Here is a 14,860-nt window from a genome sequence, read left to right on the forward strand (position 1 = left end):
CCGGCCATTCGGTGGCTGCCGACGCTCGACCGCCGCCTACCCGGCTCTCGTCCACGCCGCCCTGGCCACCAAGGACCCGCCGCCGTCCGCGACGTCTGATCCACTGTTCACCTTCGGGGCCTGCGCGGGCGCACGCACCCGGGACTTCTCCACGTCGCAGGGGCCTGGCACCCCACCACAGGACACCTATCTGGACGGGCTGGCCGACACCGTCGGACTGGTCACCCTCACCGTCGGCGGCAACGACATCGGTTTCGCCGACATCGCGGTCTACTGTGCGGCACTGCACGTGACCACACTTCTCCCGTCCTGCCGGGAGCACTCCGCACCGGCCGTCGGGACTGCTCTGAACACCCTGCAGCCACAACTCACTGAGACCTACCGGGCTATCCGACGGGCCCCCAGCCTCGCCCCCGGGGCACGGATCCTCGTCCTGGGCTATCCCCGGCTGTTCCCCGACACTCTGGACGCCCCGTGCCCGGTCAGCGTCCTCGGGAAGCTGGGGGTACGCATCCAGCCGGCCGACGCGGCCTGGTTCAACCAGACCGTCCACGACCTCAACAGCACGATCCGCGCCGCCGCGAGGGCGGCCGGCGTGACCTACGTGGACACCGAGAACGCCTTCGCCGGGCACGAGTTCTGCAGCAGTACAGGCAGTCCCCCCGACGTTGACCCCCTCGGAACGCCGTTCTCCGCCGCGTTCCACCCCAACGGCCAGGGGCAGCGCGCGCTGGCCACCGCGATCATCACCGCCTACCTTCCCACCGGCCGTTGACCACATCCGAGGCTGACACATTCGAGACTGTCTCCGGGTCTGTCGGGGGTCTGACACGAAAATAAGGTGACCGGCGCGCTCAGGCTGCGGCGATCGGCTCGAAACGGATGGTCAGGCCGAGGCTGTTGGCTTGTTTGATCATGCGGCGCATGGTGCGTTCAGGATCTCGTCTGGCGAAGTGGTCGGCACCCAGGTCGTGGTAGGGGATCTTGTTGTGGAGGACGTGCCAGATCGCGAGCGTGAGTTTGTGCATGACGGCGACCAGGGCGCGTCGGCCGCCTCGGCGGGCGGCGAGGCGGCGGTAGAAGACGGCGAGGTCGGGGTCCGGGACCGTCGGGGCGCCTCGCACCCGCCGTCGGGCGCGGCTGGCGAGCTGGCGGGCCGCGGCGGGGGTCCGGTCGACTATCGGGGCGATCTCCTCGAATCGTCGCCGGAGCGGCTCAGCCGCAGCCATGCCTCCTGGATGGCGTCCTCGGCCTCGCTGAGCGAACCGAGCATGCGGTACGCGACCGCCTGCAGCCGCGGGCGCTGGCGCTCGAACTGCTCGGCCTGCCACGTCGCATCGTCCATTGCCTGCACCCCTCGCTTGCACCCCTCCGGACTAGCCTCTCCTGAGCAGTTGACGAACGCGGCACCGCCGATGTGACGGGGCCACCCCCGTGACGCCACCCGTCTGGGTCCTGGGGACGGCTGGTGGCCGGTGGCCGGTGGCCGGTGGGCGCGGCGGTCACATCTGTCCGGCGGGATCCGACAGACATCCGACGGACATCCGACAGGCAGGTGATCCGCGTACCCGTGGGTCAGGAGGAGCGCAGCAATGAGGATTGTCGTGTTCGGAGCGAACGGGCCGACCGGCCGGCTGCTGACCGAGCAGGCGCTGGCCGCCGGTTACGACGTCGTCGCGGTGACCAGGCGACCGGCGGAATTCCCGATTACGCACGAACGGCTCGACGTCGTGGGGGCCGACGTGCACGACGCCCAGGCCGTCGATCGGGCCGTCGAAGGAGCCGACGTGGTGCTGTCGACGCTTGGCGTGCCGTTCACGCGCGAACCGATCAACATCTACAGCGACGGAATCCGGAACATCACTGCGGCGATGTTCCGGCACGGGGTCAAGCGAGTGGTCGTGGTGAGCTCGAGTGCCACCGAGCCGCATCATCATGCCGATGGCGGTTTCCTGCTTAACCGGGTCCTCCAGCCGCTGATCACCGCGACGATCGGCAAGACGACCTACCGTGACATGCGCCGCATGGAGGAACTTCTGCGCGACAGCAACCTGGATTGGACGATCATGCGTCCCTCGGGTCTGTTCGATGCGCCCGGGGTGACGAGCTACGAGCTTCACGAGGACCAGGCGCCGGGTATCTTCACCAGCCGCATGGACCTGGCCGCGAGCCTGCTCGAACAGGCGACCGAGGTACGGTTCGTGCACAAGGCGGTCGCCGTGACGACCCGCGAAGGCGTCCCGACGCTATTTCAGATGTTGCGCCGGGAGGCATTCAAGCGGGACTGACCTCAGCAAACGCGGCCGGCGGCCGGCGCCGGCCTCATGGGACAGGGCGGCCGGCGCCGGCTGGTGGTGTTGTTCGTTACTTGTTCAGTGCGGCGGCGGTGTTCAGTGTCTTGCCGGTGCTGGACGTTCCACCCAGCACGTACACCCGGCCGTCACCACCGGTCGCCGCGGCATGCCCGGCCCGGGTCGAGGGGGAGCTGGTCGGTCCGGCGGCCCACCGGTCGTCCTTCGGGGTGTAGACCTGCACCGCCCCGGTGACGTTCCCGGCGCTGTCCCGCCCGCCGATGATGTAGACCCGGCCGTCGGGGCCGGTCGCCCCGGCGGCACCCGCGACGCCGTCCGGCAGGTCGGACATCTGGGCCCACGAGCCCTTCTCAGCCGCATCCGAACCCGGTGTGTAGGCGAAGACGTCGGTGGCCGCCCGCTGTGCGGAGCCGCCGCCAGCCCCGATGCCGCCGGCGGCCAGGATCCGGCCGTCCGGCAGGGCCGTCAGGACCGGAGCCCTGTTCGCGGGCGGCGGCGCTCCGGCCGTCGACCAGCTGTCCGAGCCGGGATCGTAGATCGCCAGGGTCTTCGCGTCGAGAACGTAGATCCTGCCGTCGGTGCCGCGGACCGCGCTCGGGTCACCCATGGCGCTCGGCAGGGGCTTCCCCGCCGACCAGCTTCCGTCGGACGGGGTGTACACCTCGACGATGTCCGTGGGCTGGTTCGAGCTGCCGGACCGGCCGCCGATCGCGTAGATCCGGCCATCGAGGTCGGTCGCGGCGGCGAGATGGGTACGCGCGGTCGGCAGATCGGGCGCGTCCGTCCAGGCGTTCTTCCGCGGGTCGTAGACCTGGACCGTTCCCACCGGCGTCAGGGGGGCGACGCCCGGTGGTGACGTGGGTGAGCCGGTGCCCGTCGGTGATGCGGGTGTGGCTATCGGTGATGCGGGTGTGGCGGCCGGTGATGCGGGTGTGGCGGCCGGTGAAGTGGGTGTGGTGGTCGGTGACGTGGGTGTGGTGGTTGGTGACGCGGTCGGGCCGGGCGTTGCCGTGGGCGTCCCCGTAGGCGAGCCCGGGGCGCCGCCGCCGGCGCCCGTCTCGGCGGACTGGCCGCCGATCGCATAGATCCGTCCGTCACATCCCGTGGTGGCCGCGAGATGGGCACGGGGAGCTGGCAGGGCGGTAACCGTCTCCCAGCTTTGCAACGGGCCGGCGATCTGGGGCAGCGACGGGCATCTGCCCGTCGGGCTGCCGGTCGGTGCTGCCGCCTCGGCCACCGAGCTGAGCAGCCCCGGCGCGGCCAGGGCTGCTGCCAGCGTGGCGGTCAGGACGAAGGCACGCGAGGCGCACCGACGTGATGTACGGGACCAGTTCATGAAGTCTCCCCCCTCTGAGGACCGCGGGTGCGGCCCTGACCGACGGGTGGATGGCATGGGCAGATGACGGTGCACGCGCGAGAACTAGCTGTACGTTGTGCATTCTGACGTTGTGCATTCCCATTGATTCGAAGAGTAATCGCCGTTGGGTTCGGTGCCCGCGGGTCCACCCGGACGGGACGAGTGGGCCTGACGCGGTGCGGGACTATCCCCCGACGGGGGTGGGTGGCGCGGGTCAGAGGTGGCCGCGGCGGACCAACAGGGCCAGGACGCAGGCCGACGGGGCCATCGGCAGCCATACCGTGATCATTCGGTAGCCGGCGGCGGCCGGCGCCACGACCACCATCCGGTCGGCCGGAAGCCCGGCCGCGAGATGGCAGGCGAACGTCTGGATGCCGCCGAGCACCGGGGGGAACTTGTCGGCGACCACCAGCACGCTCGGCACGTCGACCGGGCCGGTACCGGCCCCGGCGGGATCGGCCCCGGCGGTACTGGCCCCGGCGGGATCGGTACCCGGGGCCGGTCCGGTCCTCGCCGGGCGGATCGGCGCGTTCGGATCATCGGTGGGGCCCGGTGGGAGGGGCAGTCCCCTCACGCGTCGTCCGGCCGGCGACGAGGCTGAACGAGCCGCTAGGCAGAAGTCCTCAGAGCTTGCGGCCCACTCCGCAGAACTGCTGCACCTCGGCCGGGATACCGAGATCATTGGAGGCCGGCCGCCACCGCGAGCACGAGACGACGCCGGGCTCGAGCAGTTCGACCCGGTCGAAGAACACGGCGATCTGTTTCGCGTCGCGAAAGACAATGGGTGGGGTGGCGTTCTCGTTCCAGAACTGCCGCACCCGCTCCGCCTCCTCGGGATAGACTTCGTTGCTGGCGTGGGCGATGGCCAGATAACTACCGGACGGCACAGCATCCAGGAGCCGGTGCACGATCCGCAGCGCTTCCTCGGCATCCTGAACGAAGTTCAGCACCCCCAGTAGGGTGAGCGCGACCGGCCGGGTGAAGTCCAGCGTTCGGGCCGCGGCTTCCAGGATTCGGTCGGTATCCCGGATGTCGGCCTCGAGGTAGTCGGTGGCGCCCTCCGGGGTGCTGGTGAGCAGCGCTCGGGCATGCACCAGAACAAGAGGGTCGTTGTCGACGTAGACGATGCGCGATTCCGGTGCGATCTCCTGGGCGACCTCATGGGTGTTTCCGGCGGTGGGCAGCCCGGTCCCGATGTCGAGGAACTGACGGATACCTGCCTCGCCGGCCAGGAATTGCACGGCTCGGGTGAGGAAACCCCGGTCGGCGCGGGCGGTGTCGACGATGTGCGGAAGTATCTGCTGGACCTGGTCGCCCACCGCGCGGTCGGAGGCGAAGTTGTCCTTGCCACCGAGCCAGTAGTTCCAGACCCGGGCGGTGTGCGCGACATCCGAATTGAATTGGGGCTTCTCCGCCAGCCCCTCGGGGGCATATGCGTCGTCGGTCATGTTCGGGTCCTTCCTCCGCTTCGGTGGATTCTGCCTGGTGTGAGCGTAGTCCTCTGCCCGCTCGTCACCCGGCGCCGGTTCGCCGGTCCGGTGCGGCGTCCCGACAACCAGCCCGGGACCGTCCCTCTCGCCTCGTGGGAAACCTCCGCGGCGGAGCTGGAAGCCAGATTTATGACCGTTTACCACAACGCCCCGAGGACTACCACAATGCCCCGAGGAACGCCAGTGATTCGTCTCCCCTACTGGGACGGTTCCGCAAGCAGCACGGTCGCGAACCGCGATGCAACGGGCCATCGTGAGGCAACGGGCCATGAGGCAACGGGCCATGAGGCAACGGATCGTGAGGCCGTCGCGGCAGGTGAGAGTGCATGCCGATGTGCGGGGTAGGCCGGTGGGGTCTGCGGATCGCCGGCCGGAACCGAGTCCACCCCGGTCCGGGACGACCCGCGCGGGCCCGGGATCGGTACCGCGACGGATGAAGGGAGCGGTGCGATGGCGACCATGCTGACCGTCGCGGAACGTCACGACGCGCTCGTCCGGGCGCTGGACCTCTTCGATGCGCAGGTGCGGGCGGTGCCGCCCGGCGGGTGGGATGCGCCCACGCCCTGCCGGGACTGGAACGTCCGCGCGCTCGTCAACCACCTCACCGTGGAGCAGCTATGGGTGCCGCCGCTGCTGGCCGGCCTCACCATGGCTGACATCGGCCCCCGGTTCGACGGCGATCAGCTCGGGGCGGATCCCGTGGCGAGCTGGCCGGCGGCGGCCCGTGGGGCACGGGACGCCTGGAACCGCCCGGGAGCCTGGGCGTCGGTGCCGGTCCTCTCCTTCGGCCCCACGCCGGCGAGCGAGTACGCCTTCCAGTTGACCGCCGACCTACTGATCCACGGCTGGGATCTGGCGCGGGCGATCGACATGCACGGCCGGCGGGCCGGTGACACCTCGTCGGCGGCGGGCGTCGGGTCCGACCGGGACCTCGTGCACCGGGTCCACGAGCACTTGGCGTCGCAGATCGACGCTTGGCGGGCGGCCGGCATCTTCGCCCGCCCGGTGCCGGTCCCGGATGACGCCGACGAGTGGACGAGGCTGCTGGCCCTCACCGGCCGCTCGCCCGACTGGCGGCCTGGATCCGGCGGATAGCTCGGCACAACGGATATCAGCACAACGGGTAGATGAGGATGGGGGCGCCCGACCCGCCGGGTGCGGAGGTGGCCGGGGCCGCGCAGCTGTGTTGCGGGCTCGGTGCCGTGGGTGTAGACGGGTCCTCGCCACTTGGCACCGGGCTTGGCACCGGGTGTTTCGCCCCGCCCGCATCCGTCGGCGCCGGTGACACGGTGGCCGGCGAAGGCCCGCTCTTCGGGGAGGGGCCCACCGTGAGTGGCGAGGGATCCGTGAGTGACGAGGGATCCGAGCCGCCGCCGATGCCCAGCCTGCCGATCGCTGCCGGCAGCGAGCCGTCCTTGGCGACGGGGACCTCGGCCGCTGCCGCGGCGCCCTCGGCGCGTCCCCAGCTCACCCGTAACCCGGACGTCGCGATCAGACCGCCGACGGCGAACGCGGCCACGGCGCTCACAACGACGAGCAGGGTCAGGAGCAGCCGCACGGTGCGACGGTCACCGGAATCCACCGGAAAGCTCACGACCGTCTCCGACCGTCCGGCGTATCGATACCTGGAGTGAATACCCGTGAGCACAACTGTAGGCGTCGGTATCCGACGGCGGCCACGGAATCCCTCCGCATTGGGTGACCGTAGCTGATCGCGACGGGCTCCGAGGGGCAGCGGCACGCCGGATGGGAGTCGGATCTTGGGCCGAGGGGCCGCCCGGGTCCCGCCGGGCTCAGGAGCTCAGGAGCTCAGGACGCCGGCTCCCGTCCCCGCTCCCATCCCGCCACTCGGTCCCGCCACTCGGTCCCGCCTCCCGCTCGGCCAGCAGCACCGCGAGGTCGTCCTGCAGCCTGCCGTCCACATGGGCGCGCAGAGCCCCGGCGAGACGGTCGAGTGCGTCGTCCTGGCTGCCGCCCCGCAGCAGGTCCAGATGATCGTCCAGGGGGAAGAACCGCCCCCGGCCGTCCCGGGCCTCGGTGAGACCGTCGGTGAACAGCAGCATCCGATCGCCGACCGCCCAGCTCGCCGTCGTGACGGAGAAGCGCTCGGCCAGCCCGAGTGGCGGACTGGGCGACTTCAGTTCCAGCGTGGTGCACTCGTCCGCCGAGACCAGCCGCGGCGGGTGATGCCCGGCCGAGCACAGGCCCAGCCGACCGTTCGGGTGGATGTCGACGATGAGCGCCGTCACGAAGTCCTCGGGTTCGGCCTCTCGACCCACCGCGCGGGCGCAGGCGGCGGCCACCTGTTCCGGGTCGAGCCAGGTTACCGCCGCCTCGCGGAAGGCGCCGAGCACTATCGAGGCCAGCCGGACCGCCGGCAGGCCCTTGCCGCGGACATCGCCGATGATCATCCGGATGCTCTGCGAGGTAGAGACGACCTCGTAGAGATCGCCACCCACCGACGCCTCCTGGGCGGCGGAGAGGTACCGAGCCGCGAAACCGGCCCCGTTGAGCCGGTTGGGGACCGCCGGTAGCAGTGCCTGCTGCGCGACCTCGGCAACCGCTTTGACCTGGTGCAGTTGTGAGCGTTGCCGCTCCCGGTGCGCGCAGATGTAGACGGCGATCACGGACTGGAGGGCGACCAGTGTGGTCGCGGCGAGATGCGGACCGGTCCCGAACCAATGATCCCAGAACCCGGAGAGGAGTGCCGTGATCACTGTCAGCGCTCCGACCGCGGCGGTGACTCGGGGTGGACTGGTCGCCGCGATGATCACTGGTCCGAGACCGAAGTACCCGACCAGGATCAGCCCGGGCGTCGCGTCGAGGACGATGATCGTGACGAGGACGAGCGTTCCGGCGATGAGGGGACGGACATCCTCCACCCCGCGGAGCCTGCTGAGTCTGCTTAGCCCGCCGGGTCTGCTTAGCCCGCCGGGTCTGCTTAGTCCGCCGGGTCCGCTTAGTCCGCCGGGTCCGCCAGCGCCTGAACGACGTCTTCGCATGGGTCATTGTCCCGGCCGGATCGGGGTTCCGTGAGAGGCCCTCGCATTTCGGCTATTCGGTAACACCCCGCTACCCGTAAGGTCAGGTTGGTCCGTGGACCAGGTCGGCCTGTGGACCAGGTCGGGTCGGGTGCCCGTCGGGTCAGATCGTCAGATCGCGTGGGCCGAGCGTTCTCCCGGCTGATGGAGGTGCCAGCGCTCGCCGTCCTCCAGCTGCGCCGCGAGGGAGATCAGCAAGGTCTCGCTGTTCGCCGGCCCCATCAGCTGGGCGCCGACGGGCAGTCCCGCCGCGGTGCGTCCGGCCGGTACGTTGACGGCGGGCCAACCGAGGACGTTCCACGGCCAGGTGTAGGGGCACGCCGCCACGATCGCCTGGTCGGTGGCCCAGTTGCTCTCCCGGTTGAGCTCGCCCACCCGGGGCGGCGGCGTGGCGGTCGTCGGGGCGAGTATGACGTCGACCCGCCGGAAGATGCGGCCGATGTTGAGCCGGGCCAGTGGCTCCGCGGCGCGTGTCAGCGGGAGGAACGGGCGCAGCATCCGTCCGGTCCGCGCGTTGGCCATGGTCCGCGGGTCGAGCAGGGTGGGATCGGGCACCCGCCCGGCCCAGTCGCGGATGCCGTCCATGGACCGCGGCAGGAAGATCGTGCCAAGCAGGCCGTAGGGCGGCTCCACCGGCACGATGTCGTGCCCGCAGCGGGCCAGGATCTCGGCCAGCCGTTCCACGGCGGCCCGGACGGCCGGATCGAGGGCCACCGGCATCCCGCTGTACGGGTGGTGCAGGGAGAGCCCGATCCGCAAGCGGGAAGGGGGATGGCCGGCGGCGGTGAGGAACGGCTCGGCCGGCGCCGGCGGTCGAGCCCGGTCGATGGGCAGGCTGCCGGACAGGATGTCGAGCAGCAGGGCCCCGTCGGCGACGGTCCTGGTTAGCGGGCCGTAGACAGTGAGCCCGTTGAACTGCTCGCGGACCGGGGCGCTCGAGATGCGCCCGCGCTGCGGTTTGATCCCGACCAGGTGGGTCCAGGCGGCGGGGATGCGCACGGAGCCCGCCCCGTCCGAACCGATCGCCGCCGGTACCAGCCCCGCGGCCACCGCGGCCGCCGCGCCTCCGGAGGAGCCGCCGGGAGAGTAGTCGAGATCCCACGGGTTACGGGTCACCCCGAACGCCCGGCCCTCGGTGAACGGCCACTGCCCGAACTCGGGGGTGTTGGTCTTGCCGATGATGATGGCACCGGCCGCCTTCAGCCGTCGCACCATCTCGCTGTCCCGGACCGCGGGGGAGAACTCCCCCATGGCGCCGAAGGCCGTGGGGGTACCGGTCAGGTCGGTGTCGTCCTTGATCGCAATGGGCACGCCGAGTAGTGGTCGCCATCCCGTCGCGCCCCACCAGCTGCCGCGGGCGTCCCGGCTGAGTCGGCCGGACCGGCTGAGTCGGCCGGACCGGCTCCCGCGGGCGGCGAGTGCGACGTCCGCCGCCTCGGCCTCTGCGAGGGCAGCCTCGGCCCGTACCCAGCGGAAGGCGTTAACGGTGGTCTGGGTCGCCGCTATCCGGGCCAACGCGGCTTCGACGAGCTCGCGGGACGTCATCTCGCCGGAGGCGAGGCGTGCGGCCAGTGTGCGGATGCCTTCGAGTGGACCGTTCCGGTCGGCTGCGGAGGACATTGTGGGCACATCCGACATCAGCCACCCCCTGACGCTCATGGCTGCTGTCCGAACCGTAGCCGACGCCGGGTCGTCCGCACCGTCGATCGCCCGATACCTCCCATTATCCCCTGCCGTGGGTGAATTGGGGAGAGATGATCCATGATCGATATTGGTCGTTAGGTGGCATTTATATTTTTATGGATAGTATTAGGTATCGGCGATGCGGCCCCGTGTCCCGTCAGGGCGCCCACATCGGGTTATCCGCATTGATTCCGGGTATGACAACGAGAAGTACGGCTAGTGAACATCCCGCCCGGTCGGGTTTCTCTGCGCGCCACGGGGAGCCGCCGGTAGTCCTGATCGTAGATGCGGCCCGGCCAGTTGGTCCGCGTCGGTCCCGGTCGGACGGGCTGAGCGTGATGCCAGCTCAGCCGTTGACCAGCTCAGCCATCGATTCCAGGTCGGACCCGGTCCCCAGGTCAGACACCGACACCTTCCAGGGAGGAACCGAACGATGCCAATGGACCCGAGTTCAGTGATGCCGGAGCCCGCACGGACCGCGCCGCTTCCTGCCGACGACACGACCACGGCTCCGTTCGCGCGCCCCCCGGTCCCCCCGGTCCCGACCGGTACCGGGAGTGTAGATTCCGGCCCGGCACCCGGCCTGAACGGTCACGGTTCCCCGGCGCCGAGCCCCGACGTCATCGCCGCGACCACCGCCACCTCAAGTGTCAGTGGCCCGGGAAACGTCAGTGGCGCGGGAAACGTCAGTGGCTCGGGCCTGGCCGATGCGGACACGACCACCCCGGGCACCGGGGCCGACACCCCGGGCACCAAGGCCAGAGTGGCCGGCGGAGCCGCTGAGGTGCGCCAGAAGGTCAACGAGGCCGTCCAGACCCTTGCTCCCCATGTGTCGGTCGCCACCGAGAAGACCCTCGCCACCAGCGGGAAAGCCGCGCGGTCCGTCGGGCAGCGGATGCGGAGCAACCCGAAGGCCACGGGCGGGGTCCTGGCCGGCACGGTGGTGCTGCTGCTGGTCCGGGGGGGACGGCGGCGCCGGGGATAAGTAATCCAACCACCTCGGTAGGGAGAAAACAATGATTACCTTCATTGTAGTCATGATTCTGCTCGGACTTGTCGCCGGGGCCGTCGCACGCGTGTTGCTGCCCGGCCGGGATCCCATCGGGATCCTCGGCACCATTGTGGTGGGAATCATCGGATCTTTCGTCGGAGGATTCCTCGGTTACGTCCTGTTCAATAAGGATGTCGGCGAAGGCGCTCTGCAGCCGTCCGGCATTCTCGGGTCCATCATCGGTGCCATCCTGGTTCTCCTGGTGTGGCGGAACGTGGGGGGCCACGGCGGCCGGTCGGGGTCGACCCGCAGCCGTCGTTACGCCCGCCGGTAATCGCGATACCCGTCGGCGACCGGGTGACCGCGACCCGGTCGGCAGCACGCAGAGCACCTGCTCTGACCCGACACCTGCTCCGGCCCGGGCCCTCTATACCTGCGGAGGACCCGGGCCGGAGCCTTCTGTGGTGTCGTCATGCGCCTCCGGTGTCGTCATGCGCCTTCGGTGTCGTTTGGCGTCGGGTCGATTCTGCCGGGTGTGCCGCGTCGTCATCGTCGTCGCGGGGCGGTGGAGAAGAAGCGGAGCTGTCGTGCTCGTCGATCTTGCTGGTCCCGCTGAAGTTCCGTGCCCGTTCCGCGGCGTCGGCACTCGCGCCGGAGAACAGCCGGGCGTCCTCGGCGGCATCGGCATGCGCATCCGCGGGCGCGGTGCTCGTCCCGCCCCCCGTACCGGTCTCCGCCTCCCGGCTCGCGCTGCCGGCAGTGGTAACCGCGGCCGAGTTCGTGGCAGCCATGATCGTGGGGGAGAGGAGACCCTGCACTGGGACGGGAACCGCCCGCGCTGGTGCTTCGTCGAGGCGGATGCCGTTCGTCTTGCGGAGCCGGTCGGACCTGCTGCCGGGGTGGTCGCCGTCGGGGTGGCCGCGGCCGTCGCGGTCATCGGGCCGGCCCTGATCCGGGAGGCGCAGACCGAGCAGGTGCGCGGAGGCGTCGAACTCGATGCGGGTCCGGGGCAGGGCTGTCGGATGGTTGTGCTGCACCCATCGGATGAGTGCCTCGCGCATGTGGCAGCGCAGGTCGAACACGGTCGGTCCGTCCTTGCCGCTGACCAGGACGCGGATGCGGATGTGATCACCGATGGCGTCGGTGACCTGCAGGACACAGACCCGCTTGTCCCACAGGTCCGTGGCGTCCAAGACCCGGTGCATCTCGGCCCGCATCTCGTCGATCGGGATTGCCCAGTCCAGGTCCAGCTCGACGGCACCGAGGACCGCGGACTCTTTGCGGGTCCAGTTCTGGAATGGTGTCGTGGTGAAGTAGGTCGACGGAAGGACCATCCGCCGGTCATCCCAGATGTGGACGACGACGTAGGTGAGAGTGATCTCCTCGATCCTGCCCCACTCCTTCTCGACCACCACCACGTCGTCGACCCGGATGGCGTCGGTGAAGGCCAGCTGGAGTCCGGCGAAGACGTTGGACAGCGAGGTCTGGGCGGCCAGCCCCGCGACGATGCCGATCACGCCGGCCGAGGCGAAGATGCTGGCGCCGGCGACGCGGACGCTCGGGAACGTCATGAGCATCGAGGCGCCCGCGATGATCGAGATGATGACCACCGTGACCCGTCGGAGCAGGATGACCTGGGTGCGCACCCGGCGGGCATGCCGGTTGTCGACGACATCCACCCGGTAGCGGGCGAGCGCGAGGTCCTCGAAGGTGAACGCGAGCACCGTGACGCACCAGGCGATTCCAGCGATAAGGGCGACATTGGACACCCGCAGGGCCGCCTCGGTCCAGGCCTGTTCAGCCGTGGAGTTGAGGCCGACGAGCAGGGCCACCAGCACGAGCGTGAGTCGCGTCGGCCGCTTACCGTGCTGTGCGAGATCGGCGACGATCTCCGAATGGCGGCCGATCCGTCTGGCCATGCGGTGCAGCAACACGGAGACGGCCAGGGCCAGCAGGACCGCACCGCCCAGGATCGTCAGGACGGCGATGGTCGATCGCGTGTCGGAGAAGGACAGATCGGGCGCGGCGCTCAGATGCACAGACAGGCTCCTCGTCCTGGGCCATGGGCAGGAGGGGACGGGCACCATGGCATGGTTGGACGGCGCGGGTCGCGAACCCGCGCCGGTGCGTCCTCCTCCACGTCTCTCGGTATCCCTCGCTACCCTCCGCGGCCCTCAGTATCCCTATCCCTCAGTATCCCTCCGGATCCTCCGGTGAGGATTCCGGCGACGGTGCTCCCCTCTCTGCCAGGGGCGCAGGCACCCGGTGCGCCGGTCAGTTCTCCCGGGCGGGCAGGAAGCGGTACATCACGTAGAGGTCGACGTCGCCGAGCCAGGGATGGCGGAAGGCCGCCGGAAGGGTCCCGACGAGGCGGAACGCCAGCGAGCGCCACAGCGCGACCAACCGTGGATTGGCGGCGACGACGGCGTTGAGCTGCATCGCCCGGTAGCCGAGATCGGCCGCGTACTCGATCATCTGCTCCGCGGCCTGCCGGCTGACGCTCTCCCAGCGGTCGCCCCCGGCTCCCCGGCCGCCGTAGTAGCTACGTCCCCCGTACGGCCCGTAGCCCTGGTACATTCCGGCCCCGCCGCGCGGAGCCCCGTGATCCACCCGCTTAGGATCAACGAGCAGTACCGCCTGGACGACATGATCTCCCAGGCCCGGCTGGCTCGGTGTGAGCAGTGCGGTCGCGATGATCGAGGTATCGCCCGGGCCGTCGTCCTCCTCCATCACCAGAACCTCGGCCGGCGGGGGCAGCATCCACGCGCTTTTCGCGACGTCCTCGTCGGTGTCCGGTGTCCAGGCGCAGGTCTCGCCCTCGACCACAACGGCCCGCCAGATCGGCCAGATCGCGCCCCAGTCCTCCTCTGATGCCCGCCGTGTCCGCACAGATCGATCCTGCCTGTTCACCGGGCCGGAAGGTAAAGGACCTGGAGCGCCGGACCCGCGGCAGTCACCCATCCTGGCGTTCGGCGGCTCGGTCACCGGCCGGGTTTTAAGATCCGGTCGACGGCGTAATCGCTGCATCCCTGCAGATGAACCCGGCCCATCAGGTGATCGGGATGGTCGGCGCGGGGCCGCACGGAGAGATTCGTCATGGCATAGCCGTCCGGGTGGTTGATCCAGCGTTCGCCGCTGAGATTCACCGCCCCATCGGTGCAGGTGATCCATACGAGAAACGCACCGGTGGGAACCTTCGGACTGGTCGGCAGCGGAGAGAAGTCGAAAGTGGCCCACAACACGCCGCCGGGTGCGGCGATGATGCTCAGTAGATGACGAACACCCCTGCCCCCTGGTGCACTAGCCTGCGGCCGGCTGCCGGGCGACCCGTACGCTGCACCTGGTAACGGGCAGAGCCTCCGGAGGCCGTCTCCTGAGTCGCCGGGCACCCGGGTCAGGGCGGGGGTGGGTCGATCTCGAGGTCGATGCGATCGCCGGCCCGCACGGACGCGATGATCGGATGGTCGGCTCCCAGACTCTCCCCGAGTGTGGCTAGAACATTTGCGCGTAGCGCATCTGCCGTCTCGGTCTCGCTGAGGGCGGACAGGTCGATCGCCAGATTGGCGGAGGCGATCAGGGTGGTCGGGTGGTCATCGCCGAGCCGGTTCCGCAGGTGAGAGACGGCGTCCTCGTCGAGACTCCGCGAGCTCATCATCTGGTTACTGTCGTAGCGGCAGTTGGCTAGATTGAGCATGCATGACACCGTGAAAGGGTGATCGTCGGAGAGAACGGCCCGTAATCTGTTCCCCGTTTCCTGGGCGAGGGCGCCGGCTTCGTCCGGGTCGCCATCGAGCCGAATGGCGACGACCAGTGCGTTAGCCGCCGCGAGGGTGTAGAGATTGTCCGCGCCAAGCCGGCGCTTGGCCTGTTGGAAGGTGTTCTCGGCCAGCTTTCGCGCAGCCGGTACCTCCCGGCTCAGGCACAGATCGCCCACCAGGCTGATGGCTGCGGTGAGGGTTTCCGGCTGATCTTCTCCCACGTAGGCC

General features: G+C 69.7%; 16 protein-coding genes and 1 pseudogene. 5 read left to right on the forward strand and 12 right to left on the reverse strand.

The genetic code is table 11. From position 1 onward, the window contains the following. Nucleotides 1-775: SGNH/GDSL hydrolase family protein (locus AC08OP_RS09275; RefSeq protein ID WP_476613817.1), on the forward strand; the 775-nt coding region annotated here is incomplete at its 5' end. Nucleotides 776-854: 79 nt separating this feature from the next. Here AC08OP_RS09275 and AC08OP_RS09280 read toward each other — a convergent pair. Both AC08OP_RS09280 and AC08OP_RS09285 read right to left on the reverse strand, forming a co-directional pair. Continuing rightward, complete coding sequence (locus AC08OP_RS09280) at nucleotides 855-1,229, reverse strand: hypothetical protein (RefSeq protein WP_476613818.1); 375 nt, start codon at nucleotides 1,227-1,229, stop codon at nucleotides 855-857. Next, nucleotides 1,178-1,345, reverse strand: coding sequence for a sigma factor (locus AC08OP_RS09285; RefSeq protein ID WP_476613819.1), 168 nt, complete (start codon nucleotides 1,343-1,345; stop codon nucleotides 1,178-1,180). Before AC08OP_RS09285 ends, AC08OP_RS09280 begins: the two co-directional genes overlap by 52 nt. A 247-nt stretch (nucleotides 1,346-1,592) precedes the next feature. Between AC08OP_RS09285 and AC08OP_RS09290 the strand changes: the two genes are divergently transcribed. Continuing rightward, nucleotides 1,593-2,288, forward strand: coding sequence for an NAD(P)-dependent oxidoreductase (locus tag AC08OP_RS09290; RefSeq protein WP_476613820.1), 696 nt, complete (start codon nucleotides 1,593-1,595; stop codon nucleotides 2,286-2,288). Nucleotides 2,289-2,364: 76 nt separating this feature from the next. Here AC08OP_RS09290 and AC08OP_RS09295 read toward each other — a convergent pair whose 3' ends face one another. The 3 genes from AC08OP_RS09295 to AC08OP_RS09305 form a co-directional block, all read right to left on the reverse strand. Further along, nucleotides 2,365-3,648, reverse strand: coding sequence for a Kelch repeat-containing protein (locus AC08OP_RS09295; RefSeq protein WP_476613821.1), 1,284 nt, complete (start codon nucleotides 3,646-3,648; stop codon nucleotides 2,365-2,367). A 235-nt stretch (nucleotides 3,649-3,883) separates the two neighbouring features. Then, a complete protein-coding gene (locus AC08OP_RS09300) occupies nucleotides 3,884-4,243 on the reverse strand; it encodes a hypothetical protein (protein ID WP_476613822.1) in 360 nt (119 codons plus the stop codon). 49 nt (nucleotides 4,244-4,292) lie between these two features. Next, nucleotides 4,293-5,117: an SAM-dependent methyltransferase gene (locus AC08OP_RS09305; RefSeq protein ID WP_476613823.1), complete on the reverse strand. Its 825-nt coding sequence runs from the start codon at nucleotides 5,115-5,117 to the stop codon at nucleotides 4,293-4,295. A gap of 492 nt (nucleotides 5,118-5,609) precedes the next feature. Here AC08OP_RS09305 and AC08OP_RS09310 point away from each other — a divergent pair, with 492 nt between their 5' ends. Then, a complete protein-coding gene (locus AC08OP_RS09310) occupies nucleotides 5,610-6,254 on the forward strand; it encodes a TIGR03086 family metal-binding protein (protein ID WP_476602107.1) in 645 nt (214 codons plus the stop codon). 16 nt (nucleotides 6,255-6,270) lie between these two features. Here the strand turns inward: AC08OP_RS09310 and AC08OP_RS09315 are convergent, their stop codons facing one another. The 3 genes from AC08OP_RS09315 to AC08OP_RS09325 form a co-directional block, all read right to left on the reverse strand. Beyond that, nucleotides 6,271-6,753 (reverse strand): hypothetical protein, encoded by a 483-nt coding sequence (locus AC08OP_RS09315; protein WP_476613824.1) that lies wholly within the window; start codon nucleotides 6,751-6,753, stop codon nucleotides 6,271-6,273. 199 nt (nucleotides 6,754-6,952) lie between these two features. Further along, nucleotides 6,953-8,041: a PP2C family protein-serine/threonine phosphatase gene (locus AC08OP_RS09320; RefSeq protein WP_476613825.1), complete on the reverse strand. Its 1,089-nt coding sequence runs from the start codon at nucleotides 8,039-8,041 to the stop codon at nucleotides 6,953-6,955. Between the two features lie 270 nt (nucleotides 8,042-8,311). Beyond that, nucleotides 8,312-9,838: an amidase gene (locus AC08OP_RS09325; RefSeq protein WP_476613826.1), complete on the reverse strand. Its 1,527-nt coding sequence runs from the start codon at nucleotides 9,836-9,838 to the stop codon at nucleotides 8,312-8,314. A gap of 478 nt (nucleotides 9,839-10,316) precedes the next feature. On the opposite strand from AC08OP_RS09325, the gene AC08OP_RS09330 reads away from it, so the two are divergent. Both AC08OP_RS09330 and AC08OP_RS09335 read left to right on the forward strand, forming a co-directional pair. Beyond that, nucleotides 10,317-10,868, forward strand: coding sequence for a hypothetical protein (locus AC08OP_RS09330; RefSeq protein ID WP_476613827.1), 552 nt, complete (start codon nucleotides 10,317-10,319; stop codon nucleotides 10,866-10,868). Nucleotides 10,869-10,899: 31 nt separating this feature from the next. After that, nucleotides 10,900-11,208 (forward strand): GlsB/YeaQ/YmgE family stress response membrane protein, encoded by a 309-nt coding sequence (locus tag AC08OP_RS09335; RefSeq protein ID WP_011434649.1) that lies wholly within the window; start codon nucleotides 10,900-10,902, stop codon nucleotides 11,206-11,208. Nucleotides 11,209-11,344: 136 nt separating this feature from the next. Here the strand turns inward: AC08OP_RS09335 and AC08OP_RS09340 are convergent, their stop codons facing one another. The 4 genes and pseudogenes from AC08OP_RS09340 to AC08OP_RS09355 form a co-directional block, all read right to left on the reverse strand. Next, nucleotides 11,345-12,913, reverse strand: coding sequence for a mechanosensitive ion channel family protein (locus AC08OP_RS09340; RefSeq protein ID WP_476613828.1), 1,569 nt, complete (start codon nucleotides 12,911-12,913; stop codon nucleotides 11,345-11,347). Between the two features lie 235 nt (nucleotides 12,914-13,148). Continuing rightward, entirely contained in the window at nucleotides 13,149-13,763 is a 615-nt protein-coding gene (locus AC08OP_RS09345) for a GNAT family N-acetyltransferase (RefSeq protein ID WP_462188380.1), read from the reverse strand. A gap of 92 nt (nucleotides 13,764-13,855) precedes the next feature. Beyond that, nucleotides 13,856-14,116: a hypothetical protein gene (locus tag AC08OP_RS09350; RefSeq protein ID WP_476613829.1), complete on the reverse strand. Its 261-nt coding sequence runs from the start codon at nucleotides 14,114-14,116 to the stop codon at nucleotides 13,856-13,858. Between the two features lie 152 nt (nucleotides 14,117-14,268). Then, nucleotides 14,269-14,860: pseudogene (locus tag AC08OP_RS09355) on the reverse strand (FxSxx-COOH system tetratricopeptide repeat protein); the annotation flags it as partial.

This window comes from Frankia sp. CeRuru1 (genome assembly GCF_977966315.1).

Coding starts and splice junctions, on each gene's coding strand:
- AC08OP_RS09280 (WP_476613818.1), bottom strand. CDS start 1,229: ATGGCTGCGGCTGAGCCGCTCCGGCGACGATTCGAGGAGATCGCCCCG.
- AC08OP_RS09285 (WP_476613819.1), bottom strand. CDS start 1,345: ATGGACGATGCGACGTGGCAGGCCGAGCAGTTCGAGCGCCAGCGCCCG.
- AC08OP_RS09290 (WP_476613820.1), top strand. CDS start 1,593: ATGAGGATTGTCGTGTTCGGAGCGAACGGGCCGACCGGCCGGCTGCTG.
- AC08OP_RS09295 (WP_476613821.1), bottom strand. CDS start 3,648: ATGAACTGGTCCCGTACATCACGTCGGTGCGCCTCGCGTGCCTTCGTC.
- AC08OP_RS09305 (WP_476613823.1), bottom strand. CDS start 5,117: ATGACCGACGACGCATATGCCCCCGAGGGGCTGGCGGAGAAGCCCCAA.
- AC08OP_RS09310 (WP_476602107.1), top strand. CDS start 5,610: ATGGCGACCATGCTGACCGTCGCGGAACGTCACGACGCGCTCGTCCGG.
- AC08OP_RS09325 (WP_476613826.1), bottom strand. CDS start 9,838: ATGTCGGATGTGCCCACAATGTCCTCCGCAGCCGACCGGAACGGTCCA.
- AC08OP_RS09330 (WP_476613827.1), top strand. CDS start 10,317: ATGCCAATGGACCCGAGTTCAGTGATGCCGGAGCCCGCACGGACCGCG.
- AC08OP_RS09335 (WP_011434649.1), top strand. CDS start 10,900: ATGATTACCTTCATTGTAGTCATGATTCTGCTCGGACTTGTCGCCGGG.